The organism is Superficieibacter sp. HKU1, assembly GCF_029319185.1.
Taxonomy (GTDB): Bacteria; Pseudomonadota; Gammaproteobacteria; order Enterobacterales; family Enterobacteriaceae; genus Superficieibacter.
In genome coordinates this window covers 2,234,051-2,259,466 of record NZ_CP119754.1, presented here as the reverse complement: position 1 = coordinate 2,259,466, position 25,416 = coordinate 2,234,051, and the positions used below count along the sequence as shown (strand labels likewise).

Annotated in this window: 23 protein-coding genes and 2 pseudogenes; 11 read left to right on the top strand and 14 right to left on the bottom strand. The window is 53.9% G+C overall.

Annotated features, from left to right (window positions below):
* Positions 1-231: 231 nt before the first annotated feature.
* Entirely contained in the window at positions 232-1,824 is a 1,593-nt protein-coding gene (locus P0H77_RS10760) for an ABC transporter substrate-binding protein (RefSeq protein WP_276164874.1), read from the bottom strand.
* A 118-nt stretch (positions 1,825-1,942) separates the two neighbouring features.
* Between P0H77_RS10760 and pepT the strand changes: the two genes are divergently transcribed.
* Positions 1,943-3,172 carry a peptidase T gene (gene pepT, locus P0H77_RS10755; RefSeq protein ID WP_276164873.1) on the top strand — a complete coding sequence of 410 codons (1,230 nt, stop codon included), beginning with the start codon at positions 1,943-1,945 and terminating at the stop codon, positions 3,170-3,172.
* Here the strand turns inward: pepT and tehB are convergent.
* Positions 3,169-3,765 (bottom strand): tellurite resistance methyltransferase TehB, encoded by a 597-nt coding sequence (gene tehB, locus P0H77_RS10750; protein WP_276164872.1) that lies wholly within the window; start codon positions 3,763-3,765, stop codon positions 3,169-3,171. The two genes, pepT and tehB, sit on opposite strands and share 4 nt — an antisense overlap.
* A gap of 115 nt (positions 3,766-3,880) precedes the next feature.
* Here tehB and ydcK point away from each other — a divergent pair, with 115 nt between their 5' ends.
* Positions 3,881-4,861, top strand: a complete 981-nt coding sequence (ydcK, locus tag P0H77_RS10745; protein WP_276164871.1) for a YdcK family protein — start codon at positions 3,881-3,883, stop codon at positions 4,859-4,861.
* Here the strand turns inward: ydcK and rimL are convergent.
* The 3 genes from rimL to P0H77_RS10730 all read right to left on the bottom strand — a co-directional run bounded on the left by rimL (position 4,853) and on the right by P0H77_RS10730 (position 8,716).
* Entirely contained in the window at positions 4,853-5,419 is a 567-nt protein-coding gene (rimL, locus tag P0H77_RS10740) for a 50S ribosomal protein L7/L12-serine acetyltransferase (RefSeq protein ID WP_276164870.1), read from the bottom strand. The genes ydcK and rimL overlap by 9 nt on opposite strands.
* Positions 5,420-5,491: 72 nt before the next feature.
* Positions 5,492-7,147, bottom strand: coding sequence for a glucan biosynthesis protein (locus tag P0H77_RS10735; protein WP_276164869.1), 1,656 nt, complete (start codon positions 7,145-7,147; stop codon positions 5,492-5,494).
* Between the two features lie 225 nt (positions 7,148-7,372).
* The gene (locus P0H77_RS10730; protein WP_276164868.1) at positions 7,373-8,716 is read right to left on the bottom strand and encodes a VOC family protein; all 1,344 of its coding nucleotides are present in this window, start codon (positions 8,714-8,716) and stop codon (positions 7,373-7,375) included.
* Positions 8,717-9,039: 323 nt separating this feature from the next.
* Between P0H77_RS10730 and P0H77_RS10725 the strand changes: the two genes are divergently transcribed.
* Positions 9,040-9,963 carry a LysR substrate-binding domain-containing protein gene (locus P0H77_RS10725; protein WP_276164867.1) on the top strand — a complete coding sequence of 308 codons (924 nt, stop codon included), beginning with the start codon at positions 9,040-9,042 and terminating at the stop codon, positions 9,961-9,963.
* Positions 9,964-10,154: 191 nt separating this feature from the next.
* Here the strand turns inward: P0H77_RS10725 and P0H77_RS10720 are convergent, their stop codons facing one another.
* The 3 genes from P0H77_RS10720 to P0H77_RS10710 all read right to left on the bottom strand — a co-directional run bounded on the left by P0H77_RS10720 (position 10,155) and on the right by P0H77_RS10710 (position 13,422).
* On the bottom strand, positions 10,155-11,843 hold the full coding sequence (locus P0H77_RS10720; RefSeq protein WP_276164866.1) for a methyl-accepting chemotaxis protein: 1,689 nt from the start codon (positions 11,841-11,843) through the stop codon (positions 10,155-10,157).
* 152 nt (positions 11,844-11,995) lie between these two features.
* Positions 11,996-13,114 carry an S-(hydroxymethyl)glutathione dehydrogenase/class III alcohol dehydrogenase gene (locus P0H77_RS10715; RefSeq protein ID WP_276164865.1) on the bottom strand — a complete coding sequence of 373 codons (1,119 nt, stop codon included), beginning with the start codon at positions 13,112-13,114 and terminating at the stop codon, positions 11,996-11,998.
* A gap of 32 nt (positions 13,115-13,146) precedes the next feature.
* Positions 13,147-13,422 carry a metal/formaldehyde-sensitive transcriptional repressor gene (locus P0H77_RS10710; protein ID WP_276164864.1) on the bottom strand — a complete coding sequence of 92 codons (276 nt, stop codon included), beginning with the start codon at positions 13,420-13,422 and terminating at the stop codon, positions 13,147-13,149.
* Between the two features lie 335 nt (positions 13,423-13,757).
* Between P0H77_RS10710 and P0H77_RS10705 the strand changes: the two genes are divergently transcribed.
* Positions 13,758-14,243 carry a hypothetical protein gene (locus P0H77_RS10705; RefSeq protein WP_276164863.1) on the top strand — a complete coding sequence of 162 codons (486 nt, stop codon included), beginning with the start codon at positions 13,758-13,760 and terminating at the stop codon, positions 14,241-14,243.
* Positions 14,244-14,440: 197 nt separating this feature from the next.
* Here the strand turns inward: P0H77_RS10705 and P0H77_RS10700 are convergent, their stop codons facing one another.
* On the bottom strand, positions 14,441-14,749 hold the full coding sequence (locus P0H77_RS10700; RefSeq protein WP_276164862.1) for a KTSC domain-containing protein: 309 nt from the start codon (positions 14,747-14,749) through the stop codon (positions 14,441-14,443).
* On the opposite strand from P0H77_RS10700, the gene P0H77_RS10695 reads away from it, so the two are divergent.
* From P0H77_RS10695 to P0H77_RS10675, 5 genes and pseudogenes are all read left to right on the top strand, one after another.
* A complete protein-coding gene (locus tag P0H77_RS10695; RefSeq protein WP_276164861.1) occupies positions 14,728-15,102 on the top strand; it encodes a terminase small subunit in 375 nt (124 codons plus the stop codon). The two genes, P0H77_RS10700 and P0H77_RS10695, sit on opposite strands and share 22 nt — an antisense overlap.
* Before the next feature lie 409 nt (positions 15,103-15,511).
* Positions 15,512-16,072 (top strand): annotated as a pseudogene (locus P0H77_RS10690) (transposase domain-containing protein); the annotation flags it as partial.
* 212 nt (positions 16,073-16,284) lie between these two features.
* Positions 16,285-16,647 (top strand): CHAP domain-containing protein, encoded by a 363-nt coding sequence (locus tag P0H77_RS10685; RefSeq protein WP_276164860.1) that lies wholly within the window; start codon positions 16,285-16,287, stop codon positions 16,645-16,647.
* 1 nt (position 16,648) lies between these two features.
* On the top strand, positions 16,649-17,101 hold the full coding sequence (locus tag P0H77_RS10680) for a DUF3828 domain-containing protein (RefSeq protein ID WP_276164859.1): 453 nt from the start codon (positions 16,649-16,651) through the stop codon (positions 17,099-17,101).
* Positions 17,102-17,337: 236 nt separating this feature from the next.
* Positions 17,338-17,463, top strand: a pseudogene (locus tag P0H77_RS10675) (hypothetical protein); the annotation flags it as partial.
* 102 nt (positions 17,464-17,565) lie between these two features.
* Here the strand turns inward: P0H77_RS10675 and P0H77_RS10670 are convergent.
* From P0H77_RS10670 to cybB, 3 genes are all read right to left on the bottom strand, one after another.
* The gene (locus P0H77_RS10670) at positions 17,566-17,766 is read right to left on the bottom strand and encodes a hypothetical protein (protein ID WP_276164858.1); all 201 of its coding nucleotides are present in this window, start codon (positions 17,764-17,766) and stop codon (positions 17,566-17,568) included.
* Between the two features lie 109 nt (positions 17,767-17,875).
* Positions 17,876-19,177, bottom strand: a complete 1,302-nt coding sequence (locus tag P0H77_RS10665; protein ID WP_276164857.1) for an MFS transporter — start codon at positions 19,175-19,177, stop codon at positions 17,876-17,878.
* Positions 19,178-19,353: 176 nt separating this feature from the next.
* Positions 19,354-19,884, bottom strand: coding sequence for a cytochrome b561 (cybB, locus tag P0H77_RS10660; RefSeq protein ID WP_276164856.1), 531 nt, complete (start codon positions 19,882-19,884; stop codon positions 19,354-19,356).
* A gap of 189 nt (positions 19,885-20,073) precedes the next feature.
* On the opposite strand from cybB, the gene P0H77_RS10655 reads away from it, so the two are divergent.
* Complete coding sequence (locus tag P0H77_RS10655) at positions 20,074-21,003, top strand: alpha/beta hydrolase (protein ID WP_276164855.1); 930 nt, start codon at positions 20,074-20,076, stop codon at positions 21,001-21,003.
* A gap of 158 nt (positions 21,004-21,161) precedes the next feature.
* Here the strand turns inward: P0H77_RS10655 and aldA are convergent, their stop codons facing one another.
* On the bottom strand, positions 21,162-22,601 hold the full coding sequence (gene aldA, locus P0H77_RS10650; RefSeq protein WP_276164854.1) for an aldehyde dehydrogenase: 1,440 nt from the start codon (positions 22,599-22,601) through the stop codon (positions 21,162-21,164).
* A gap of 163 nt (positions 22,602-22,764) precedes the next feature.
* A complete protein-coding gene (locus P0H77_RS10645) occupies positions 22,765-23,553 on the bottom strand; it encodes a YdcF family protein (protein ID WP_276164853.1) in 789 nt (262 codons plus the stop codon).
* Between the two features lie 211 nt (positions 23,554-23,764).
* Between P0H77_RS10645 and P0H77_RS10640 the strand changes: the two genes are divergently transcribed.
* Positions 23,765-25,411 (top strand): MFS transporter, encoded by a 1,647-nt coding sequence (locus P0H77_RS10640; RefSeq protein WP_276165104.1) that lies wholly within the window; start codon positions 23,765-23,767, stop codon positions 25,409-25,411.
* Positions 25,412-25,416: the final 5 nt, after the last annotated feature.

Here is a 25,416-nt window from a genome sequence, read left to right as displayed (position 1 = left end):
TAGGTCCCTGAATTGATTATTCAACATGTTAAGTTATAGCAAAAAGGCAAGCGGATGTTGTGACAAAAAAGGGGTTGGCGAAAATAAACCAGCACACGTGTTCAGACGAGAAACGGCTGGATATGGGCCGGTTCACCCACTAACCAGACGCTAAATCTCAGGCGCATCAGGCGGCGTGAAACCGACCATTTTCAGGCTCCGCGCCAGGCTCGGGCGAACCTGGCGCAGGTGTTACTTCATATCTACCTGATAAAAAATGTGTTTACCGAACGGATCGATTTCATAGCCCGTCACCTCTTTGCGCACCGGCTCGAAAATTGTCGAGTGGGCAATCATCACCGCGGGCATCTGATCGTGCATCATCTGCTGCGCCTGTTTGTACAGCGCGGTGCGTTTATCCTGGTCGGTGATGACTTTTGCATCGGCAATCAGCTTGTCAAACGGCTTGTAGCACCACTTCGCCGAGTTGGAGCCGCCGTCCGCTGAGGTGCAGGTAAACAGCGGGCCGAAGAAATTGTCCGGATCGCCGGTGGCGGTGGTCCAGCCCATTAACGCCGCCTGGTGCTCCCCGCCCTTCACGCGCTTCAGGTATTCGCCCCATTCGTAGGTCACGATTTTGGCCTGCACACCCACTTTCGCCCAGTCGGCCTGAATCATCTCCGCCATGCGTTTGGCGTTCGGGTTATACGGACGCTGCACCGGCATAGCCCACAAATCAATGGTGGTGCCGTTCGCTAAACCCGCCTCTTTCAGCAGCGCTTTCGCTTTTTCCGGATCGTAATCGTAATCTTTCAGTTCGCTGTCGGCGCTCCATACCCCCGGCGGCAGCAGATTTTTAGCCGCCGTGCCGGTGCCGTGGAATACCGCTTCAATGATCGCTGGCTTGTTGATGGCCAGCGCCAGCGCCTGCCGTACCTTGACGTTATCGAGCGGCGCTTTCTGGGTGTTAAAGGCGAGGAAACCGGTGTTCAGCCCCGCTTTACTCATCAGGTTCAGGTCTTTGTTGGCTTTCATCCGCGGGAGATCGGCTGGATTGGGGAACGGCATCACCTGACACTCGTTTTTCTCCAGTTTAGCGAAGCGCACCGAGGCATCCGGGGTGATGCTGAACACCAGCCGATCCAGTTTTGCTTTGCCGCCCCAGTATTCCGGGAACGCGGTGAAAAGAATGCGCGAATCCTTCTGATACTGCGTCAGCGTAAACGGCCCGGTGCCGACCGGCTGCATATCAACCCGCTCAGGGGTTCCCGCTTTCAGCATGGCGTCGGCATATTCGGCGGAGAGGATGGAAGCAAAATACCAGCCCAAATCGGCAACAAACGGCGCTTCCGGGTGAGCGAGGTTAAAGCGAACCGTGTAGTCGTCCACTTTATCAATACTGGTAATGAGCGTGCCAAACTCGAGGCTTTCAAAGTTGGAATAGGTGCCGCCGGAAACCTTATGATACGGATTGTTGGGATCTTTCTGGCGCATAAACGAGAAGATCACGTCATCGGCGTTAAAGTCCCGCGTCGGCTTGAAATATTTATTGCTCTGAAACTTCACGCCCTTGCGCAGGTGGAAGGTGTAGGTTTTACCATCCTCGCTGACCTCCCAGCGTTCCGCCAGGCTCGGTTCCAGCTCCGTGGTGCCGACTTTAAAATCCACCAGCCGGTTATACACCGGGACGGCACTGGCATCCACGCTGGTGCCGGAGGTATACAGTTGCGGGTTAAAGTTTTCCGGCGATCCTTCCGAGCAATACACCAGCGTTTTCGCCGCCACGGTTGAACTTACCGTCAGTGCAGCAAGCGCCAGAGCAAGGGTAGAGAATTTGCTTTTCATCACTTTTTCCTGTTTTCTTGAGCCAGAGGCGGACGACGTACATGTCGTTTGCTGACTCATAGATAACATTAAAAACGCCTTGCAAGCACCTGATAACACAAATAAAGAAGGAAAAACCATGTCTTCGCCGCTAGCCAGTCAATTAACCCAACGCTTCTTCCGCTATCTCGCCATCAGCAGCCAGAGCGATCCTGCGGCGACCACCCTTCCCACCACACCGGGGCAACACGAGATGGCGCGGGCGCTGGCGAGCGAACTGGCGCAGTATGGACTCGACGATATCGTTATCGATGAACATGCCACGGTCACGGCGGTGAAAAAAGGCAATGTGCCCGGTGCGCCGCGCGTTGGCTTTATTACCCATATCGATACCGTTGACGTCGGGCTGTCGCCGGATATTCATCCACAGATCCTGCGTTTTACTGGTGAAGATCTCTGTCTGAACGCTGAGAAAGATATCTGGCTGCGGGTGAATGAGCATCCGGAAATTCTGGCCTATCCGAGTGAAGAGATTATTTTCAGCGACGGCACCAGCGTGCTGGGCGCGGATAATAAAGCGGCAGTAACGGTGGTGATGACCCTGCTGGAAAACCTGACCGCGGAACACCGCCACGGCGATATCGTGGTGGCGTTCGTACCGGATGAAGAAGTAGGTCTACGCGGAGCGAAAGCGCTGGATCTGCAACGCTTTGCGGTGGATTTCGCCTGGACCATCGACTGCTGCGAACTCGGCGAGATTGTGTATGAGAACTTTAACGCCGCGTCCGCTGAGATCCGTTTTACCGGCGTGACGGCGCACCCGATGTCGGCGAAGGGCGTGCTGGTCAACCCGCTGCTGATGGCCTGCGATTTTATTAACGAATTCGATCGCCAGCAGACGCCAGAGCATACCGCCGAGCGCGAAGGTTACGTCTGGTTTAACGGTATGGAGGCGGTGCAAAGTTATGCGGTGCTACAGGCAAGCATTCGTGATTTCGACCTCGCCAGCTTTGAACGGCGCAAGCAGCAGATCGGCGAGGTGGCGCATAAAATAGGTGAGCGTTACCCGACGGCAAAGGTGGAATACACTATAAGCGATATTTACAGCAATATCAGTAACGCGATTGGTGAGGACCGCCGGGCGGTGGATCTGATGTTTGACGCGATGCAAACCCTCGGCATTCCTGCAAAACCGACGCCGATGCGCGGCGGCACCGACGGGGCTGCGCTTTCTGCAAAGGGCTTGCTGACCCCGAACTTTTTCACCGGCGCGCATAACTTCCACTCAAAGTTTGAGTTTTTGCCGCTGAAATCCTTCGAGGCCTCATATAACGTTGCCCTGCAACTCTGCTTGCTGGCCGCCCGCTAAGCGCTTTTACGCGCCAGCATAGTGGCAAAACGCAGCTTGATACGATTACCCTCGGCGTCGGTGCGGTGCAGTTCACCGACGTCTTCGTTATATTTCACTAGTTCCCAGCCGGTATAGTAATCACGAAGTTCGCCGCGCCTGAAGGCAAAAGGGAAACCGACGGTACAAGGGTAATCATCGGTATCCATCGCCGCCACGATCAGGTTATAGCCGCCGGGCACGGTGCAACGCTGCATATTGGCTATCAGGCCTGGAATAGTTTCTGCTTCGAGGAACATCATTACCACGGTGGAAAGAATAAAATGGTATTCGCCATCAAAGCGCAGGGTGTTCAGATCCTGAATGCCGGTACGCAGATTTTCCAGCCCTTCCGCCGCCCGGATGGCCTCGAGATTTTTAATGCTCATCGGGTTACGATCCCAGGCAGTGACATCATAGCCGTTCGCGGCCAGCCACAGGCTGTTACGACCGTTGCCGCAGCCCAGATCCAGCGTTTTCCCCGGCGACATATGGCTGGCGGCTTCGACGACGTCTGAATGAGTTCGGGTCAAACCATATTTTTCAGTGAAGTAATTTTCATCACGTACGTTCATGTTTCTTCCTGCACATTTATAAGATGTATTTTTTATGCATTTTAAGAAAATCCGTTCTTAATAGCCAGCGCTATAACCTCTGCTACCTTTATCTAAGGTGAACCGGGAGAAAAACATGCAAAAATACCGTCTGAGCGAGGAAACGCGCGTTTATAGCTGGCAGCAAGACGGGGAAACCCGTCGCGTGACCCTGTACCAGATTATCGCGCTGCGCGACTTTGCTGATGTCGCCGCAGGCAGCGAAGGCGGCTGGATAGACAGCGAAGCGGCGCTCAGTCAGTCTGGCGACTGCTGGATCTACGACGTTAACAGTGCGGTATTTGCCGGGGCGCGCATTGAAGATAACGCCCGTCTTACCCGGTGCTGTGTGGTCAGTCATGAGGCGGTGGTGAAAGATAACGCCTGGCTGGACGCGGCAGAGGTGAGTCAGCGGGCAGTAATACGTGACAACGTCACTGTTCAGCGCTCTTCCGTGCGCGGCGAATGCCTGATTAGCGGCGAGGCACGGATTTTACATCACAGCGAAATTATTGCGGTACGCGGTCTGACGCGCGAACGCGATCGGCTGCTGCAAATTTACGACCGCGCCACCGTCACCGCATCGCACATTGTTCATCAGGCGCAGATTTACGGTGATGCCATGGTTAAATACGCCTTTATTGAGCACCGCGCCGAAGTGTTTGATTTCGCACTGCTGGAAGGCAATGAAGAAAACAACGTCTGGGTATGCGACTGCGCCAAAGTGTACGGCCATGCACGGCTGATTGCCGGGACGGAAGAGGATGCGATCCCGACGCTGCGCTACAGCTCCCGGGTGGCGGAGAATGCGGTAGTCGAAGGTAACTGCGTGCTGAAGCATCATGTGCTGGTCGGCGGCGAAGCCTGGCTACGGGGCGGCCCTGTGCTTATCGACGATAACGTGGTGATCCAGGGACGCGCCAGGGTTAGCGGCGACGTCATTATTGAGCATTTTATTGAGCTAACCGATGATGCGGTGATTGAAGCGTCTGACGGCGACATGCTGCATCTGCGCGATCATAAAGTCATTAACGGCACGCAGCATATTACTCGCACACCGCTGCCAGGCTTACTCTGAGGTGCCATCAAAAATACGGGCGTAGATATTCTGATCTTCATACGCCCCGTTCAGAAACTCGGCCTGCTTCAGACAGCCCTCCAGCGCGAAGCCGTTCCGCAAGGCCAGTTGATTGCTTCTGACATTATCGACGCGGCATTTAATGACGAAGCGGCGAAGCTCGCCACGGTTGACATAGTGCTGCATCAGCGCCTGAAGCGCCTGCGACATAATCCCCTTCCCCTGCGCCGCTTCATCCAGCCAGTAGCCAATATAGGCGGTTTTATTGAGCGGCTCGATCAGATTAAACGAGAGCACGCCGACCAGCGCCTGATGATAAAAAACCAGATACATTTTGGCGTAGCCGCGCTGGTGCAGCATCACGTTGCCCTGCACATTTTTACGCGTGTCAGCCTCGTCATTGACAAACTGCGGCCAGTTCAGGCTTTGTTGTAGCCAGTCCCTGTTTTTCTGGGTTAACTGATACAACGGTGCGACGAATACGTCATCCACCGCGCGCAGGGTAATGGTGTCGTTAACCGGGATCATGTCAAGTTGCAGGTCAGTTGAAGCAGTCATCGAATACCTCTTGATAGCATTTACGGCGAAGCAACCTGCCGGACAGCATAACGCCGTCCGGCAGGCCCGGCTTTAGCGCATGACGCGGTCGTCAACGTAGTTACGTTTATCCGCTGCCGGAGGGAAATACTGATACAGCCAGGTTTCGCTGATCGCATCGCCCTGGCAGCGCAGGAACAGGCGCATGTCCACCGGATCGGTGGCGTCGGAGGTTGGATACCAGTCAAACAGAATACGGTAGCCGTCGAAAGGTTCGACGTAGAGAATTTCAACCTGCTTCGCCTCGCCGCTGGAGAGCGTGATCACCGGCTCGATGCCTTTCGGCGCGGCGGCTTTCAGGTCGCCACCGACGAAGTCAATGGCAAAGCGGCGCGACCATTTTTCCGGGAAATGTTCCCCCGGCGCCCATCCTTCCGGGAATGAGCCCATACCGGTGCGCGTCGCCATGACGCGGGCCAGCGGTGAACGGACCGGCGGCTGAGCGCTCCAGTAAAGACGGTATTTGAAGTCCAGCGTATCACCGGCACGAATCGCTTTCTCCGGCTGCCAGAAGCAGACAATGTTATCCAGCGTTTCACCGGTGGTCGGGATCTCCATCAGGCTGACGGCCCCTTTCCCCCATTTGCTGCGCGGTTCAACCCACAGGCTCGGGCGCTTGTTGTACCAGCCCATCACATCCTGATAGTGGGTGAAGTCACGATCGAGCTGTAACAGTCCAAAGCCCTTCGGATTGTTATCCACGAAAGCATTGAACTGCAACTTCTGCGGATTGTTGAGCGGACGGCAGATCCACTCGCCGTTACCGCGCCACATCGCCAGGCGGTCAGAGTCGTGGATTTGCGGATGGATAGTGTCGCACATCCGACGCTCGTTATTGCCGCAGCTAAACATACTGGTCATCGGCGCGATACCGAGCTGCTTGATGTCTTTGCGCGCATAGATGTGGTTTTCCACATCCATAATGACCTGGCTGTCTTCGCAGTGGATCACGAACTTGTACGCCCCGGTCACGCTGGCGCTGTCCAGCAAGGCATAAACGGTAAATGTGGTGGCTCCCGGCTTGACGGTTTCAAACCAGAATGACGTGAAATCAGGAAATTCTTCCGGCGTATCGGTGAAGGTATCGACGGCCAGACCGCGCGCGGAAAGGCCGTACTGGTAAGTGCTGTCCACCGCGCGGAAATAGCTCGCGCCGAGGAAGGAAACGATATCGCGACGCGCCAGTTCAGGCGCTTTAAATGCGCGGAACCCGGCAAAACCTAAATCGGTCTGGCCCACTAACTGACGGGTATCAACGCCTGCATCGTTATACTGGAACAGTTCCGGGCGGAAGTGGATCTCCCGCGCTCGCTGCGTCGCGGAATCCAGCGAAAACATCCGCACCCGGCGGCGGAAGCCCATCCCGACGTGGAAAAACTGCACGTCCAGCTTGCGGCCTTCCACGTTATTCCACAGGGAGTGCGCTGCATCATACTGAATGCTGTTATAAGCCTGCGGAGTCAGCGTTGCCAGGGTATTGGGCAGCGGACGCGGCGCACCGACCCAGGGCTGCTTTGCCATGTCGCTGGCGGTAGACTGAAGGACGGAGAAGTCAAAAGGCCGGGTCTGGCCATCGGCGATATCCGACTCTTCAGCGAAGGCTGCCCGCGAGAACAGCGTCGAAATCCCGGAAGTGCCGCACACAGCGGCGACCGCCATTGTATTTTTAAGAAATCTTCTGCGATTCATGCCTCGAAAAACGTCCTTTGGTCAGCAAATGGAGCCGCCCGTGCCGATGACGGCAGCGCGCCCGAAAGCGCCCACTTTAGACAAAATCCGTTAATAAACCAATTGTTGACGGTGGAAAAACTGCGTCAGGCGCAAAAAACAGGCTGCCAATGAGACCAGGCTGAATCATCGGTAAAGTTATGTATGAAATATCCCCCTCTCTGTCATTAAATGGGGACAGGTGTTTCACAGCAGTCCGCAGCGCTTTTTACTGCGATCTTCCGCCTGCTGATAAAGCGTAAACTCATCCATCACCGGACACCCCAGCGCCTGCTCAAAGGCCTGACGCGAAGCGTTGCCGTGACGGCGAGCCTGGGTTTCGTTTCCGAGGTTAGACTGAAATATACCGGCGGCGCTGACCGGCAAGAAATCCTCATAAATAATAGGCTGCGCCACGACCCAGCCGCGTTCAATCAGCGGCTGTGGATCGTCGCCGGGATGAATGGCTTTACGATGCGCCTCCCCTGACGGCGTCAGCCGATAGCGGTAATAGGCCAGCCCCTGCCGGCGCAGGAAAATATCGCTATCGGGAAAGCGTTTAAAGACGTCCTGTAAATGCTGTTGATGGGTCAGATTGTCTTTGCCCGTTCCCGCTTCACCGAGAAGGCGATCGTAAAGTTCGCGCCCTTTAGGCGTTAACGCCACCCCGCGCTGCTCAATTTCGCCAAAACGCGCAGTGTGGGTTCCCTGATGGCTTCCGGCAAACAACACCGGTTCCTCCAGCGCTTTGAAACTGGTCTGGCGGAGTAAAATCGGCACCTCGCGGCGCGGCGGGCCTTCAATCAGCGTTTTAGGTTCGATGCCGCAACCCGGCATCAGCGCCTGCACCCGATCGATATCCAGCGTGCGCGGGGTAAGATGGTTGATATGGCAACCGGGAAAACACACCACATCGGCAATCAGTCGGTGCTCCTGATTAAGCGCATGATAGGTTTCTTCATCAACGGTGGCGTGCCGGTGCCAGCGGAACGTTTCCAGCGCTTCGTGTACAAATTCCTCGCCCTCCGCCCGGGTAAAGGCACCCTGCTCGTCAAATCGGTCCAGCAGCGCCCGGCAACGCGGGGTAAAAATATCCCGCAGTGCAAGCGTTGCCGCCGCCCGCTCACGCAGTCTGGCGTCTTCAATCAGTTCAAGTCGCAGTAGTGAGGTGAAAATACGAAACGGGTTACGCGCCAGCGCAGCATCCTCCACCGGACGGAATGCCGTGGAATGCACGGGAACGCCCGCCTGCGACAGGTCATAATAGCTGACGGGAAACATCCCCATAATGGCGAACATCCGCCGCAGCGTGCTGAGTTCTCTGGCCGTGCCGACGCGGATCGCGCCGTGCCGCTCCACGTTTAATCGTGCCAGTTCATCCGCGTTCGCCAGTTGTTCATGTAGCGCCGCATTATTTTCCAGTACCGCCAGATTCACATCTGCCACCAGTTCCAGTAACGTACCGTACTGCGGCACCTCCTGCTGGTACATTGCCGACATAGCCTGCGAAAATTGTTCCCGAATCTCATCAGCCGTGATGGTGTTCGCCATGATGTCTGCCTCCAGTGAATACTCTCTGGAGTGTAGAAAAGCGCCTCTGAAGCTGGGGGAAGAATTTGCGATTTGTGATCGCTGCCGATCTTCCTTCTGCGGGTTGATTATTTACCTATTACATGACCCAGGCTTATGGAAGGTGGCCTGGAGTTTTACTTAAAATTAACCTCTCTCGTTGGCATTCTTTGACAATCGACTGATTTTTAGACTAATTCGCTGATTAACCCTAACACGAAAATGTTAATAAAATTTTGCTAGCAAGTTATCAAAATTAGATAACTTTACTTGTCACTATTGCGCTCTGTTTTTAACATTCGGTTATGGAAAAAAATGGCCTTTTTAATCAGCGCATTCGGTTGCGCCACCTGCATACGTTCGTTGCCGTCGCTCAACAGGGGACGCTGGGGCGTGCGGCTGAAACCCTCAACCTCAGCCAGCCGGCACTGTCAAAAACGCTCAATGAACTTGAGCAATTGACCGGTGTGCGGCTTTTCGACCGTGGGCGACTCGGCGCGCATTTAACCCTGGTCGGGGAACAATTTCTTACCCACGCCATGAAGGTACTGGATGCGTTAAATACCGCCGGGCAATCGCTGAACCGCAAGGAAGGGGTAAATAACGATATTGTGCGTATTGGTGCCCTACCGACGGCGGCGCTGGGCATCCTCCCGGCGGTGATCGGTCAGTTTCATAAGCAGCAAAAAGACATCACCTTACAGGTTGCTACCATGAGCAATCCGATGCTGCTGGCGGCGCTAAAGTCAGGCGAAATCGACCTGGGCGTGGGACGGATGTCCGATCCCGAACTGATGAGCGGTCTGAACTACGAACTGCTGTTTCTTGAATCGCTGAAGCTGGTAGTCCGTCCCGGTCATCCGCTGCTTCAGGAAAATATTACTTTTAGCCGCGTGCTGGAATGGCCGGTGGTGGTCACTCCCCGGGGGACCACGCCAAGACAGAATGCGGAAGAATTATTGCTCAGTCAGGGATGCAAAATGCCCGCGGGCTGTATTGAGACGCTTTCCGCCTCGCTTTCACGTCAGTTAACGGTGGATTATAACTACGTCTGGTTTGTGCCGTCCGGCGCGGTGAAGGATGATTTGCGGGTCGGTACCCTGGTGGCGCTGCCTGTAACCACGCAGGGAACCGGAGAGCCCATCGGCATTTTAACCCGGATTGACGGAAATTTGTCGCCCGGGGCGCAAACGCTGCTAAGTGCGATTCGTAAAACGCTGCCGGAGTAATATTCTTTCCGATGCCCCGTATAACACGGCAGTGTAGAGTTAGTACAGACCTATGATAAACCTATTGATATTAATGCTTTTGTAGGCCGGGTAAGCGAAGCGCCGCCCGGCAAAACGGCGCGTCAATAGTAGTTTGTTGTCAGTCTGTAACGCCGAAGCCCCGGCGTTTTACGTGACCACAACCGGCCTGGTTAAAACGTCTCCCAGTTATCTCCGGACACGACCGCTGGTCTCTGCGTAGCCAACACCGGCGTTTGTACCGCGGGTGTGCGGCGCTCACTGGTACCGGTTTGCAGGCGGAAGGCCCCGACGGCTTCTGTCAGGCGAGCGGCCTGCTCTTCCAGGGAGGCGGCGGAGGCGGAAGCTTCCTCCACCAGCGAGGCATTTTGCTGCGTCACGTTGTCCATTTCGCTGATCGCCTGGCTAACCTGGGTTATTCCCCGGCTTTGCTCATCCGAGGCGGCGGCGATTTCGAGCATAATGTCCGTCACGCGTTTCACTGCCTCAACGATTTCTTTCATGGTGCCACCTGCGGCAACCACTTCACCCGAGCCGCGTTCAATCAGCGTGACGGATTCACTAATCAAACCTTCAATCTCTTTCGCCGCCTGCGCACTGCGGCTGGCCAGGGTCCGGACTTCGCTGGCGACGACCGCAAACCCACGGCCCTGCTCGCCAGCGCGTGCCGCTTCCACCGCCGCGTTCAGCGCAAGAATATTGGTCTGGAAGGCAATGCTATTAATAACGGCGGTAATCTCGGAAATTTTCTTCGAACTGGTGGAGATATTGCCCATGGTAGTCACCACGCCCGAGACAATTTGCCCACCCCGGCTGGCTTTACCGGAAGCATCTTCCGCCAGTTTGCTGGCATGATGAGCATTATCCGCATTCTGCTTCACCGTAGCGGTGAGCTGCTCCATGCTGGCGGCCGTCTGTTCAATCGCCGCAGCCTGCTCCTCAGTGCGTGATGAGAGGTCGGTATTACCCGCTGAAATTTCGCTGGTGCCACGGTAGATTTCATCCGCCCCCATGCGAACGGTGCCAACGGTGCGCGCCAGCGAATGCTGCATTTTTTGTAAATCGCGGCTCAAATGACCAATTTCGCTGCGACCAGTCACTTCATCGGCCAGCGTCAAATCGCCTGCGGCGATCTTCTCAATACGCTGCGCGGCGCGCTGTAAGGGCGAAATCACCGTGCGGCGTAACACGATAAAGGTAAGAAGCGTTAATACCAGCGCAATAGCAAACGCGGCTGCCATGAATGCCATGCCCAGCTGGCTGCGATGGTGCGCCTGTTCGCGCAGGCTATTCGCCCGCTCGGTTCTTAATTCAATCGCTTTTAGCAGTACGTCGTTATAGGCATTATCCAGCGGTCGCGCCTGCTCATTTTCGTGATTAATAATCGCCTCAAACATGCCGTTTTTTGCAAATTTGAGCATCGGCTGCATGCCTTTAATGTAGGCGGCAAAGCTGGTGTTCAAAGCGCCGTCCAGCGCTTCATCGGCAGGCGTTTTGACCGTGCGATTCATATAAACAGCAAAACCATCCTGCGATTGCCTGATGCGTTTTTCTGCTTCGGCAATGTTCGCCTTCATTGCATCCATTTCGGCAATACGGCTGGCGGCTCCGGCATGGATAAGATTGATACGCGCGGTACGCAGGTTGTTGGCGCTATTGGAAAGTCCCATACGGACCTGAATTTCTTCGGTCACATCTTTCTGATCGTGGTCGGCCTGCATTAAAAAATAGCCGGCCAGTCCCGCGCTTAGTGCGAATAACAGCAGAATGCCGCCAAGAATGGTCGAAAACAGAGGAACCAGACGGATATGGTGTAGAAAACTCAGCTTGTGCGCAGGTTGCAGCGCTGTTTTATTGTCCATGGCTATCGACTCTCATTGAAAGAAGCGTATAAACACGCCCGTCTGATAGTCATCGGCATTTAAGCGCAATTGCTTACCGTGAAAAGCGATACCTGGCTCACATTTCACAACATTAAGGGGAATGCCAGCGGCGAGAACCGCTGGCAGATGAATCAGTTATCGCCGAAATGGATAACGGTCCGGATGGATTTGCCTTCATGCATTAAATCGAAGGCGTCGTTGATCTGCGCCAGCGGCAAGCGATGGGTAATAAACGGGTCGAGTTTAATTTTACCCGCCATTGCATCTTCCACCATACCGGGCAGCTGCGAACGCCCTTTCACTCCGCCAAAGGCCGAACCGCGCCATACTCGGCCCGTCACCAGCTGGAACGGACGGGTACTGATCTCCTGACCGGCACCGGCAACGCCGATAATCACGCTTTCGCCCCAGCCTTTGTGGCAGCATTCCAGCGCGGCGCGCATGACGTTAACGTTACCGATACATTCAAAGCTGAAATCCACGCCGCCGTCGGTGAGTTCAACGATGACCTCCTGAATCGGCCGGTCGTGATCTTTCGGGTTGATGCAATCGGTGGCACCCATCTCTTTTGCCAGTTTGAATTTTTCCGGGTTAGTGTCGATGGCAAGAATGCGCCCCGCCTTCGCCTGGACCGCGCCCTGGATCGCGGCAAGACCGATACCGCCGAGGCCAAAAATGGCGACGGTATCGCCCTCTTTCACTTTCGCCGTGTTATGCACCGCACCGATACCGGTGGTCACGCCACAGCCCAGCAGACAGACTTTGTCCAGCGGAGCCTGCGGATTCACTTTCGCCAGCGAAATTTCAGCGCAGACGGTGTACTCGCTAAAGGTACTGGTCCCCATGTAGTGATAAATCGGCTCGCCATTATAAGAGAAGCGGGTGGTACCGTCCGGCATCAGCCCTTTACCCTGCGTGGCGCGAACCGCCTGGCAGAGGTTAGTTTTACCCGATTTACAGAACTTACATTCACCGCATTCTGCGGTATACAGCGGGATCACGTGATCGCCCGCTTTCAGGCTGGTGACGCCCTCGCCGACTTCAACCACAATACCGCCGCCCTCATGACCAAGCACCGCCGGGAAAACGCCCTCCGGATCGTCGCCGGAGAGGGTAAAAGCATCGGTATGACATACGCCAGTGTGGGTAATTTTGACCAGCACTTCACCTTTTTTCGGCGGCGCGACATCAATATCAACGATTTTTAACGGCTGGCCTGGGCCAAAAGCTACTGCTGCACGTGATTTCATATTCTTTCTTCCCCTGTTGCGATGTTAAGCATTTATTTTAGATAGGAACGGAGTAAATGGCCGACTTCTGCCATTCGCACCGCGCGCTGATCGGGTGTTGTCTCGCCGCTGACCAGCTCGTCTTTAAGGTGAATTTCGACCATTTCCCCCATCAGCCCATTCGCCGCACCGCGAATGGCCGCGATCTGTTGCAGGATGGCAATGCAGGGTTCGCCAGACTCCAGCGCCCTTTCCAGCGCCTCGACCTGACCACGGATGCGCCGGACGCGGGTTAATGCGCGTTTTTTATCTTCGGGTGACTGCGGCATGAGAACTCCGGGATTATACTATAGGGGGGTATGGTAACAAACTTTTTATCTTATTGTAAAATAAATAATTTATTGCTTTTCAGTAAGATAGTATTGGCGTGTTGCGGACATGTGAGGACATATGCGGACTTTTTAATGCCCCCAAAGTTGCCTCAAATGCTTTTTTGCCCCCTGAAATACCTTTAGCTTTAAGATTTGCGAAGAGCTTTCCAGAATTGAAAATAAGCTCTTTTCCCAGTCCCACTTGCGATTACGTCGAGCGCACAATTTCCCCGGAGATAATCTGTCAGATAGACGGGAATAGCCTGGTTATAGAAACTTCAGCCGGATATAGTTTGCACGGTATCTTGACCAGTGCGGACCTGCTGCCCTGCTTCGTCAATCAGTGTTATATTGTCGCCGCTGATCAGGACACTGCCTGCGGCGATTTCTTTGTCGGTGACGTAGCGTTCGGTGATGTTTTTTTTGTTGATGGCACTGTTACTGCAATCAATTTTAGCGGCATTATTAATATAGCTGATGTTGCGCCCGGGCGGCGTCCGCCGTACATGTGTTTAATAGAACGTAGAAAGATGGGCCGCATTTTCAACTACCAGCCGCGATTTATCCGAATTGAGGGATTTATGAAAAAAATCCTCTTGGCCGTCGCGTTCTGTGCGCTGGTAAGCTGCTCACATTCATCTTATACAGAGGCAACCCGGGCAGACGGCAGCAGCGTCAAACACGTCACGATTGCGCCCGGTACTAAAATTACCATAGCGAACGGTGACTGTATTGATTCTACCGGGACACTTTCTACATGCCCCGTAAATGGCCTTTAGCGCATTTAGAGTCGCTTTGCGATGATTTTGCAAACGAGTTCTACTATTGCGTTAATCGCTGGAGCAAAGGCTATCAGCAGTGAGATAATTTTTTGGGGCATAATTTTTCCTATAGAAGTGAGGTAAAAGGTTGTGTTCTTCTATAGTGGTCTTTAACTACATGGCTCATTGTCCGACACTGTTGGACAAGATCACTCTTATCCTATAGTGGCCTGCAATTGAGCGACGCAAGACTCAAGGGCATGATAGATATTCGCTATATTGAAAAGAGGCGGGTTTCCCCGCCTAATAATTAACCAATCCTCACGATTGGATAAACATTGCGAATGTGATACGTAAAAATACGAGCCTTTAAATGCTGCTGTCATCAGGGCTTGATATACCGTCACAGGAAGTCCCCGACACTGATAAATGCCACCGCTGAGGAAAACAATTTCCAGAGTGTGGCTGACCGGATCGTACCCAATAGAATGAATATTTGAAGATGAAACAGTTTGACGATTCACAGAGAACCTCTCGATCAATTGGCAAAAAAGCCGAGGAAATCCTAGAGCTATTCGAGATTTATAACTTTGTCGACGATCATGAACAAACCTCCATAATGGAGAGAACAATGCTTACCGACAAACAAGGGGTATTCTGTCGAGAGTATCTCGTCGATTTAAACGCTACTCAAGGGACTATACGGATGGTAGGCGGTGTAAAATACGCCAACAGAATTGCCGCGCAGCTGCTGGCAAAACCCAAAGCGCAAAAAAGCATCTCTGAGCAGCATGACCTGAGAACGGAGATTAACGCAGATTACGATCTGCGTCGTCTGGCAGAAATCGACCAGATGGATGTAATGCATATGGCATAGGTAATACGACGCCTGAATTTAGCACTACAAAGCAACAAATTCTCGCGCTTTTGTCAAATAATCTGTCCCGCAGTAAAACGCAGTTAATACAGAGAATGTAGCTATGCCTCAGGTTTTATTTATTGGTGGGCCTTGGAAGCGTACAATACGCGATGTAAACAATAGCGGTGATTTGATCGCTATGGATAACGGACGAGAAATTTTTTATAAATCCGGGAATCATGAGATGCCCCCGGGACTTCTTTACAGGTTCGCCCGCAGCCCAGACGCTGATATCCAGGATCTTCCTGATGCCATTAGAGAATCAGGACACAGGCCATTGGCATAATTTTTAAAATTTAGTCGGCCGTCTCCGGGCGTTATTTGGTTGATGTAAAAAGGGTTCATGTCTCTGCATGGCCCCTTTTTCATGGAACTCTCACAAGCCCTCGGCATCATCAATCTTACCTCACCTGAGCAGGCCCGAAATCTGGCCGACCTTATCCCTGAAGACCTTATTCGTCAGGCCCTTAACCTCTCCGATACCGTCACGCTGCGTAAACGAAAACTCCCTCCTGAGTCAATGACATGGCTCGTTGTCGGTATGTCTTTTTTTTACAACCGCCCACTGACTGAGATTGTCAATCTGATGGATATCGCGGACGATTCCGGCTCGCCTTTTACCGCCAGAAGCCCCGTCATTCAGCGCCGTAAGATGCTGGGGGAGAATGCCGTAAAAACACTGATTAAACTCACTCAGCAATACTGGCATGTGCAGGCAAACCATCCGCACTGGCACGGGCTGAAGCTCTGTGGCGTTGATGGCGTGGTATGGCGAACGCAGGACACGGCGGAAAATAGCGAGGCTTTCGGGAAAGCGGCAAACCAGCATGGAGAAACAGGATATCCGCAGTTGAAAATGGTGTGTCTGATAGAGCTGAGCAGCCACCTGATACAGGGTAGTGAGTTTGACCGCTACGACGTCAATGAAACCTGACAGATATTCTCACTCCGTTTACTACATCAAAAAATTATATTTTTCTCATAGATCCACAAAGCATGAAAATTCATTTCGTGAATTTATTATTTATAATATATAAAAAAACCAGATAATGGTTAATACAGACACAAAATTAATTACAAAAAGCATTAAATTTTCGGCGTACCATTTCTTTATTAATGTTGAATAAATAAGGTAATTTTATGTCATGGGACAAACACAGAGCAGTCGAATACGCACGCATGCATGCAGGAAACTCAAGCCAGCACAAATGCGCACATTTTGTTTCAGAAGCGATCCGCGCTGGTGGTGCCAGGCTAATCAATACTCACTACGCAAAGGACATGGGCACAAATCTATACGCTGCTGGTTTCCGCGCAGTGTCAGGTTCACCGCTTGAGGGGGATGTTGCTGTTATTCAACCTATCCCCGGACACCCGTGGGGTCACGCATGCATTTATGACGGACATGGACACTGGTATTCAGATTTCAAACAGCAAACCATATATCCAGGGGGAGCGTGGGGCACGGCATCTCCGGCCTTCCAACTCTACAGGCATTACTGACATGAAAAGCTTAATCATTATCGGCTTGTTAATCTGTCCCACCGCTTTTGCAGGTGTACCCCCTGATGGACCTGAGGCAGCGGCACTCAAATTCAATCACTGGTACATGTCTCAGCTTTCAAAGGATAAATATCCGGAGGGCGACTACGAAGGGCTTCGCCCCTACGTTACATCAAACACAATTCTGGCTCTAAAAAAATCAAACTCAGCAGACCCTAACATCGAAGACACCCCTGACGCAGATATGTTTATAAAAGCACAGGATTGGGACGATGACTGGCAGCAGATTGAGATCGTGTCATCGGACTACGATCCAGTCTGTATGCAGGTCTACGTTTCGTTCGGTGCAAAACAGAAGCACACCGTTATTGACTGCATGGTGAAAGAGGATGGAGTCTGGAAGGTCCAGTCTGTTGCTGGTCAGGAAATATTGAGGAACGTGAGCCTGAAATAATTTGGCAAATGTTATTCCGCGGAATGATGCCTGCGGCGCTTCGCTTGCACAGTCCTATACACTGCGAATAACTCCTTGATATTAATCCTTTTCGTAGGCCGGGTAAGGCGAAGCCGCCACCCGGCAAAACGGCGTACACAATAGTAAAATCAGTTTTGTTACCCATCTTAACCCGCTTGTGTGAGTTTTACCGTTCTCTGTCGTAAGCGTTCTTTATCTGTTGACGGGGAATGGCTATCTTTGTGCACTTTGCGCAATCAAAAAACCGTGAAGACTATCTTGCAGTGTTCGTTAACAGGGAGGCGTTTAACGTCCCCTACGAACCCGAACCAATCGGGCGCTACAACGTGGCACCGGGGACGGCACCAGCGGATGCCTTTATCTGGCATCCTGTCACGCGGGCTGTCGGTAACGTACATAATCAGCGCAGCGAGTTAATTCAGCCAGTGGACGAACGTTAACCACTACATTCCCGGCGTCGGGCATGAAGCCGGTGCGCCGGTGGAGTCAACGCATCCGCCTGCTGCCGAGGTGATTTTCGTGCCGGGAGCAGGAGCGGCATGCTCTGCCGCCGTCTGATTATCAGAACGCGTGGCTTCCGTGTAGGTGGTGTGCGAGCAACCCGCCAGGGTGAACAGAACGCCTGCGATAAACACTTTATTCATAATTCCTCTCTATAAATCAGTCGGGATAAACAGAGACCGGGTACGATAAGTGTGGCTGATAACGAGAGATTTTCCAGCTGCCGCTTCGGATCGCCGCCCGTCGGGAGCATTATCGTTTAAGCGGCAGTCCGGCGGTCTCTTTCGCCCGTAGTACCGTCAGAAGCGTGATAAATGCCGCCCCCATCACATACCAGGCGGGTGAGAATTTATCGCCGGTAGTGGTGATTAACCATACCGAAAACCACGGCGTGATACCGCCAAAGAACGCCACCGCAAAGTTATAGGCAATCGACAGGCCGCCGTAGCGCACGCTGGTGGGAAATAGCTCAGCCATGGCTGCGCTACAGGCACCGTCGAAGGCGGCAATAAAGGCTCCCAGCATTAACATGGCGAAAACAGCGGAGAGCACATCGCCCTGCGCCATCACCATCATCGCCGGATAGCTGAACAGAATAAATCCGCTACAGCCTGCCAGCATTAGCGGCTTGCGACCAAAGCGGTCGGACAGAAAGCCCATAAACGGCACCATAACTGCAATCGCAAACAAGCCGATGGTGGTAATAGCGTAGGCGTTCAGACGGGAAAAATGCAGTTCAGTCGCCAGATAACTGGGCATAAACGTTTGCAGCGTCCAGTGTCCTACCGCCTTAAGAACCACAAAACCCACGCAAAACAGCAGTGCGGCCCACGCTTTGGTGACCGCAGCACGAAGCGGCGCAGCCTCGGTTTTTCCTGTTGCGGCAACCGCTTTAAATTCGGGTGAATCTTCGAGATGCTGGCGCAGATAAAGTCCAGTCCAGCCCAACGGACCGGCAATCAAAAACGGAATGCGCCAGCCCCATTCATTCATGGCGTCATCACCGAGCGAGGCCGTCAGCAGGAATACCAGTCCCGATCCGGCAACGAAGGCCATAAAACCAAAGTTATCGATCCAGCAGGTGAAATACCCGCGGCGGGCGACGGGAGCATATTCCGCCAGATAAGTGGTCGCTCCGGAACTTTCACCGCCAGCCGCGAAGCCCTGGATCAGACGCGTAATGACCAGCAGTATCGTGGCGGTAATGCCAATGGCGTGATAAGAGGGCAATAACCCCATGGCAAACGTCGCGCCAGAGGTCAGCAGGATCACTGTTGCCAGTACTTTCTGCCGCCCTACCCGGTCTCCCAGCGAACCAAACCATAACCCGCCGAGAGGACGCATAATAAAACCCGCGCCAAAAACGGCAAATGAGGAGAGCAACGCCACGGCCGGATCGGTGGAGGGGAAAAATTGCAGGCCGATAATCGCCGCCAGCGTACCGTAAAGACCAAAATCAAACCATTCAACGAAATGCCCCACGCCAGTTGCGAGCAACACTTTGCGGAGTTTTCTTTCAACCGGAACCGGGCGATCTTTACTTATTATGGTCATAATCACCTCAAGGTGTTTCTATTATAGATATACTTTTACACTGACCGGCGATTATTTGCCCAGCAGGAAGAGAGTAAAATGTGACCGTCCGCAAAGGTGTGATCCGGAAAACCCGTGCCGATCACATTTTGCGGCCATAAAAAAGCCCCGCCGTGGCGGGGCAAGTACCCGTATTTTCAGCTGCGTTTTTTGGGCATCATGCGCAGTAACGTGTTGTCTTTCCAGAAATAATGATGCAACAGTGCGGCCAGTGCATGAAGGCCAATGACCCAGTAGCCCAGTTTTGCCAGCAAAATATGGTAGTCCTTGACCACATCCACCACGTCAAAATTGGCTTCTGCGGCATACGGCATCACCACGCCAAACGCCATCCACGGGTGGCCGCGGTTATACATCATTACCAGACCGAGGATCGGCAGCACAATAAAGAGCAGATAAATGATCAGATGCCCGAGGTGGGCCATGCCGGTCATCATTGGTCTGGGCTTAGGCACAATCGCCGGCGTTTTATATTTAAGACGCAGCAGCAGGCGAGCCAGCATCAGCACCAGCACGGAAATGCCGCAGGAGACGTGCACCATGTTAAACCACAGGCGGGCGCTTCGCGGGGCCAGACCGCGAAATTCCATCGCGCAGTACGCCACCACAACTAACAAAAACACCAGCCAGTGAATGACGATTTGCACGCCGGAATACTTATTACCCATGAGATTTTCCCGAAATATCCATACTAAAAGAACAACATAGCGGGATTTAGCCAAACATTCATTAACTTTTAATGAAGCGTATTAACCCGCGTTTGATTTTGAAACAACAGCTTATTTTGTTGGCGGGCTTAACATTTTTACCGTCGCGCTGTGCTATAACCCCATTTTGCCCTTCACAGGAGAAACGGTATGTTGTCCATTCCCCCCGACGAACTGGTGCAGATGATGGCGGAAGCTACCCGCAAAGCAGGCACCTTCTCTGTCTGGCCACAGGGCGAGGCGCCAGGCGCGGTGACCAGTCGCGTCCAGTTTGTGCTGGAAGAGAATCATACGGGCAGTTCCGCGTTTGATCGTTCCGTGACCGGCGTTCGCGCTCCGCAAATCACGGTTTATGCCCCTGCCGAGCCGAACGGGATCGGCATTCTGGTCACACCGGGCGGTTCCTACAAGCGCGCGGTGCTGGATAAAGAAGGCAGCGCGCTGGCACCGTTTTTTAATGCCCGCGGCTATACGCTGTTTGTGATGACCTACCGTATGCCCGATGACGGTCACGCTGAAGGAGCCGATGCCCCACTGGCGGATGTGCAGCGTGCGATGCGCACGCTACGGGCTCGCGCGGCGCAATGGCAACTGGATGCAGATCGTCTGGGTGTGCTGGGTTTTTCTGCCGGGGGACATGTGGCGGCAAGCCTCGGCACGCGCTTTGCGGAGCAGGTTTATCCGCCGCTGGATGAGATTGACGCCCTCCCCGCCCGTCCGGCGTTTATGGCACTGGTTTATCCGGTGATCACCATGCGCGAGGAGATTGACCATCCGGCATCGCGCCTGGCGTTGATCGGCTCGCAACCGGATGCCGCGCAGATCGCACATTATTCCCTGGAACAACGGGTCGACAGCCAGACGCCGCCGACGTTTTTGCTTCACGCGGTTGACGATCCGACTGTGAAAGTGGAAAACAGCGTGGAGATGTTTACCGCATTGCGCCAGCGCGGCGTGCCGGTGGAGATGCATTTGTTTGAGCAGGGTAAGCACGGGTTCGGTATCCGCGATGCGCAGGGGTTACCGGTCTCGGTGTGGCCTGAATTGATGATGGACTGGATTGGCACTACATTTTTGTAGTGAGCGCGGTCCGGCGGGTTAATGCCGGGTGGCGGCTTCGCCTTACCCGGCCTACGGGGTGGATTTTAAAACGGTTAGCTTCCCACAAGATCGCGTTTCATCCATCTCGTAGGCCCGGTAAGCGCAGCGCCACCGGGCTGAGCGGCACAAAACCCCCGTCAGGATTGCAAATACACCACCTGCGTTTGCAGATACTCTTCCAGCCCGTGACGACCATCGGCTCCGCCAATACCCGATTTGCGCCAGCCTGCGTGGAAACCCTGCATGGCTTCGAAGTTCTCGCGGTTGATGTAAGTTTCGCCAAACTTCAGCCCCTTAATCGCTTTCATCGCCGTATTAAGGTTTTGGGTGTACACCGCCGATGTCAGACCATAATCGCTATCGTTGGCCATCGCCAGCGCCTCTTCAAGCGTATCAAACGCGATCACCGGCAGCACCGGACCAAAGGTCTCTTCGTGAACAATCGTCATTTTCTGATCCACATCCAGCAACAGCGTCGGCGGATAGAAGTAGCCCTTGCCTTCCACAGCCTTACCACCCATAACCAGTTTCGCGCCCTCTTCCACCGCGCGAGCGACTTTCTGCTCCACGCGCTCCAGCGCGGCGGCATTAATCAGCGGCCCCATTGCAATATCGTTGCGCTGGCCCGGATCGCCATATTCTACCGCGTTCAGCGCCTCGCCCAGCCGGTTGACAAAGCGATCGTATATCCCTTTCTGCACATACACCCGCTCGGCGCAGTTACACACCTGCCCGGTATTGATCACCCGGGAATCGACAATTGCTTTTACCGCCAGATCCAGATCCGCATCATCCATGACGATAGCCGGAGCCTTGCCGCCGAGTTCCAGGCAGACTTTGGTAATGTTTTTCGCAGCCGCAGCCATGATTTTTTCCCCGGCTCCTACGCTTCCGGTCATGCTGACCATGGCCACTTTAGGGTTACCCGCCAGCTCCTGACCGACCGTTTCGCCGCGCCCCAGCACCAGGTTAAAGACCCCTTTCGGCAGGCCAATCTCATGGACGATTTCCGCAAAGGCAATAGCGTTATTGGGCGTAAATTCGCTGGGTTTGATAACGATGGTGTTGCCGGTAATGAGCGCTGGCGCCAGCTTGCGGGCGATAAGGAAAAACGGGAAGTTCCACGGCAGGATACCGGTCGTGACGCCAAGTGCGCGTTTAAAAATGAGGATATTTTCACCGGGGCGATCGCTTTGCAGGATCTCCCCTTCATAGCGGCGCGCCCACTCGGCCATATAGTCGATATAGTCAGCGGTAAAAGCGACTTCCACGTCGGCAAGCTGCTGGATTTTGCCACCTTCGGCAACGATCAGCGCGCTAATTTCACTGGCCCGCTCACGAATACCCGCCGCCATTTTTTTCAGCCAGCCCGCACGTTCAATGGCCGGTAACGCCTCCCAGCCCGGCTGCGCCCGGTGCGCCGCATCGATGGCCTCTTTTGCCTGCTGAGCGCTACCATCCGGAATACGCGATAGCAGCGCTTCGGTTGCCGGATTGATGACGTCGATCCAGTTATCGCCCTGCCAGCTAACGAACTGACCATCGATATACATTGCGTGCTGCACTGGTGCTGTCATGATTGCTCCTGTGATTATATTGTTCTCAACAAGTAAACGCATTGTTAAAACAATACAATCACAGGCAGGAATTCCTACTGTCGGAGACGGGTTCTGTGAGACAACGCATAAAAGCGAATGAAATGAAATGGATATGCCCGCTGATATAACAACGGGCAGCGCATTACAGTAGCGAGCGGGTTTTCAGCGCGTCAATCAGTAATCCATCCTCTGTGAGGGTATGCCATGCCTGTTCTACCTCGGCCGGAATATTGACGTGGCTGATAAATCCTTTTCCATTAGGGCCGTACCCCTGCGCATCATCACGCAGGCGCGGGATCTCGCCGAGGATCAGTGACAGATAACGCTCGACCGGCCACAGACCTTTTTGGTTATCCACCAGCGCCAGCCCCTTCTCGCTATTATGCAGCTGCGGCACGATGCCGGGATGGCTCGTCAGGCGCGGCGGCGTTTTGCGGTCGCGAAACTCGTGGGCAAATGTCGCCATAGTACGACGCTGCATCGTGGGGTCCTGAACCACCACGGTATTGGCATGCGCCAGGCCAGTCACATCAAGCATCTGACGGGTAAAGTGCGCATTTTCCCCGCAGTTGGTGGAGGTACTCTCGATCAATACCCGTTCTGTCGGAATATCCCAGAACTGCCGGGCGATCTCCGCCAGGATGTCAGCCTCTGAGCGCCCGGTGGTTTGCACCTTGTTATAGCGGGGGTGACGGGCGATAGCGGCATATAAAAAAGTCGTCGAATGGCCAATACCGCCACTGATCAGTAAGGGGCATGATTTTGCCGCAGCAATTTCACAGGCCGCGTCAATACTGGGAATAACCGCGTTCCCCGCCAGCACCACCAGATCAACATGCCCGTCGACAGACTCGTTCTGCGCCAGCCATTGCCCCAGCAGATTCGCCGCCTGAAGGGTGGCCGCGGGCAGTTGTGGAAAAATACCTGTCATGCTTATTACTCCTTGATTTGACTCCCTGGAGCGTAACATCTGTCACGCGCCTTCACAGCGGATCTATCTTAAAGCCGCAGTGTAATCCTTTCCGCTTTCCCGCGCCGCTGGTCTATATTTTCATTCACTTGAATTATGAATGATACCGGTTGTACACTCGAACGCCGGGTGCTGAAGATACTGTTATATAAGGTGGAAAATCATTATGCGCCTGCCAGGACGTGATCCCTACGCGCCGCGCGAATGGGCACCTCATGAAAAGCCTATGCTGCTGGGTTCGCCGTCGACGCCGTTGCACAGTACGCCTAAACGGATCGCGTATGGCATCGTTGGTCTGCTGGTCTGCCTGACCGGGGCGCTGGGTAATGCGGTCGTCACTGCCAACCTGCAAAATTTGCAGGGCACCTTTGCCGCGTGGTCGACGGAGATTGCCTGGCTCCCTACCGTATATGTGATGACCAACGTGTCCATCAATCTGCTGCTGGTGAAATTTCGCCAGCAGTATGGCCTGCGCGCGTTTACGGAAGGGTTTCTGGTGCTTTATGTGCTGGTGACCTTTTTTCACCTGTTCGTCAACGATCTCAGTTCGGCAATGATGGTGCGTGCCGCGCATGGGATGGTGGCGGCAGCGCTAAGCTCACTGGGGATTTATTATCAGATTCAGGCCTGGCCCGCACGTCATCGTCTTAAGGCCCTGACGATTGGCATTACCGGCTCCTCGCTGGCGATCCCGCTGGCGCGTCTTTTTTCCAGCGACCTGCTGCAACTGGACGAGTGGCGCGGGCTCTATTTTTTCGAGCTGGGACTGGCGCTGATTTCGCTGGCCTGTGTGATATTGCTTAAACTCCCGCCAGGCGATCGTAAAAAGGTGTTTGAGAAGAAAGATTTTCTGACCTTTATTCTGCTGGCCCCCGGCATGGCATTGCTCTGCGCGGTGCTCTCGCTCGGACGGCTGGAATGGTGGTTTGAAACCCCGTGGATCGGCTGGGCGCTGGCTGGCTCACTGGTGCTGATTGTCTCTGCCATTGTATTCGAACATAATCGCCAAAACCCGCTGCTCAATACGCGCTGGCTCTCGAGCGGCAGTATCTTACGTCTTGGGCTGATTATGCTGTTGATCCGCATTGTACTGGCGGAACAGAATACCGGGGTGATCGGCTGGCTGCAGTATGTCGGTCTGCAAAACGAACAGATGACTTCGCTGGCGTGGTCGATTTTTGCCGGGATAGTGTGTGGCATCATCGCCAGTTGCCTGACGATCAAACCGCAGCGGCTGGCGTGGCCGATCCTCACCTCGCTGGCGCTGATGATTATCGCCTCCTGGCTGGACAGCCATTCCACCAGCCTGACGCGCCCCAACCAGTTACTCTTCAGTCAGTTTTTACTGGGCTTTAGCAGCGCTTTTTTTCTCGCCCCTGCCATGCTGGCCGGCATCGGTGGCGTGGTCGCTGAACCACGCAATCTGGTCAGTTTCTCAGTGCTTTTCGGGATGAGCCAGAACATCGGAGGCCTGCTCGGTTCTGCTATTCTCGGGACATTTCAGACCTGGCGCGAAAAATACCACTCCAGTCTGCTCGCCGACCAGTTAACCACCCTGAATCCGCTGGTTAACGAACGTCTGCAGCTATACAGCCAGATGTATAAGAGCCTGATTGGCGACAGCAATTTACTTAGCGTTCAGGCTAACCTGCAATTACAAAATGCCTCTACGCTGGAAGCAAATATTCTGGCGTATAACGATACTTACTTATTAACTGCGTCAGTTGCGGCTGCAACGATGCTATGGATTTTCTGGCGATTGCTGCGCCTGCGCATTACGGCGCGGATCGGCCTGAAACGGGCTACGGGAAAAAAATAATGCTA

Coding starts and splice junctions, on each gene's coding strand:
- P0H77_RS10760 (WP_276164874.1), bottom strand. CDS start 1,824: ATGAAAAGCAAATTCTCTACCCTTGCTCTGGCGCTTGCTGCACTGACG.
- pepT (WP_276164873.1), top strand. CDS start 1,943: ATGTCTTCGCCGCTAGCCAGTCAATTAACCCAACGCTTCTTCCGCTAT.
- tehB (WP_276164872.1), bottom strand. CDS start 3,765: ATGAACGTACGTGATGAAAATTACTTCACTGAAAAATATGGTTTGACC.
- ydcK (WP_276164871.1), top strand. CDS start 3,881: ATGCAAAAATACCGTCTGAGCGAGGAAACGCGCGTTTATAGCTGGCAG.
- rimL (WP_276164870.1), bottom strand. CDS start 5,419: ATGACTGCTTCAACTGACCTGCAACTTGACATGATCCCGGTTAACGAC.
- P0H77_RS10735 (WP_276164869.1), bottom strand. CDS start 7,147: ATGAATCGCAGAAGATTTCTTAAAAATACAATGGCGGTCGCCGCTGTG.
- P0H77_RS10730 (WP_276164868.1), bottom strand. CDS start 8,716: ATGGCGAACACCATCACGGCTGATGAGATTCGGGAACAATTTTCGCAG.
- P0H77_RS10725 (WP_276164867.1), top strand. CDS start 9,040: ATGGAAAAAAATGGCCTTTTTAATCAGCGCATTCGGTTGCGCCACCTG.
- P0H77_RS10720 (WP_276164866.1), bottom strand. CDS start 11,843: ATGGACAATAAAACAGCGCTGCAACCTGCGCACAAGCTGAGTTTTCTA.
- P0H77_RS10715 (WP_276164865.1), bottom strand. CDS start 13,114: ATGAAATCACGTGCAGCAGTAGCTTTTGGCCCAGGCCAGCCGTTAAAA.
- P0H77_RS10710 (WP_276164864.1), bottom strand. CDS start 13,422: ATGCCGCAGTCACCCGAAGATAAAAAACGCGCATTAACCCGCGTCCGG.
- P0H77_RS10695 (WP_276164861.1), top strand. CDS start 14,728: ATGAAACAGTTTGACGATTCACAGAGAACCTCTCGATCAATTGGCAAA.
- P0H77_RS10685 (WP_276164860.1), top strand. CDS start 16,285: ATGTCATGGGACAAACACAGAGCAGTCGAATACGCACGCATGCATGCA.
- P0H77_RS10680 (WP_276164859.1), top strand. CDS start 16,649: ATGAAAAGCTTAATCATTATCGGCTTGTTAATCTGTCCCACCGCTTTT.
- P0H77_RS10670 (WP_276164858.1), bottom strand. CDS start 17,766: ATGAATAAAGTGTTTATCGCAGGCGTTCTGTTCACCCTGGCGGGTTGC.
- P0H77_RS10665 (WP_276164857.1), bottom strand. CDS start 19,177: ATGACCATAATAAGTAAAGATCGCCCGGTTCCGGTTGAAAGAAAACTC.
- cybB (WP_276164856.1), bottom strand. CDS start 19,884: ATGGGTAATAAGTATTCCGGCGTGCAAATCGTCATTCACTGGCTGGTG.
- P0H77_RS10655 (WP_276164855.1), top strand. CDS start 20,074: ATGTTGTCCATTCCCCCCGACGAACTGGTGCAGATGATGGCGGAAGCT.
- aldA (WP_276164854.1), bottom strand. CDS start 22,601: ATGACAGCACCAGTGCAGCACGCAATGTATATCGATGGTCAGTTCGTT.
- P0H77_RS10645 (WP_276164853.1), bottom strand. CDS start 23,553: ATGACAGGTATTTTTCCACAACTGCCCGCGGCCACCCTTCAGGCGGCG.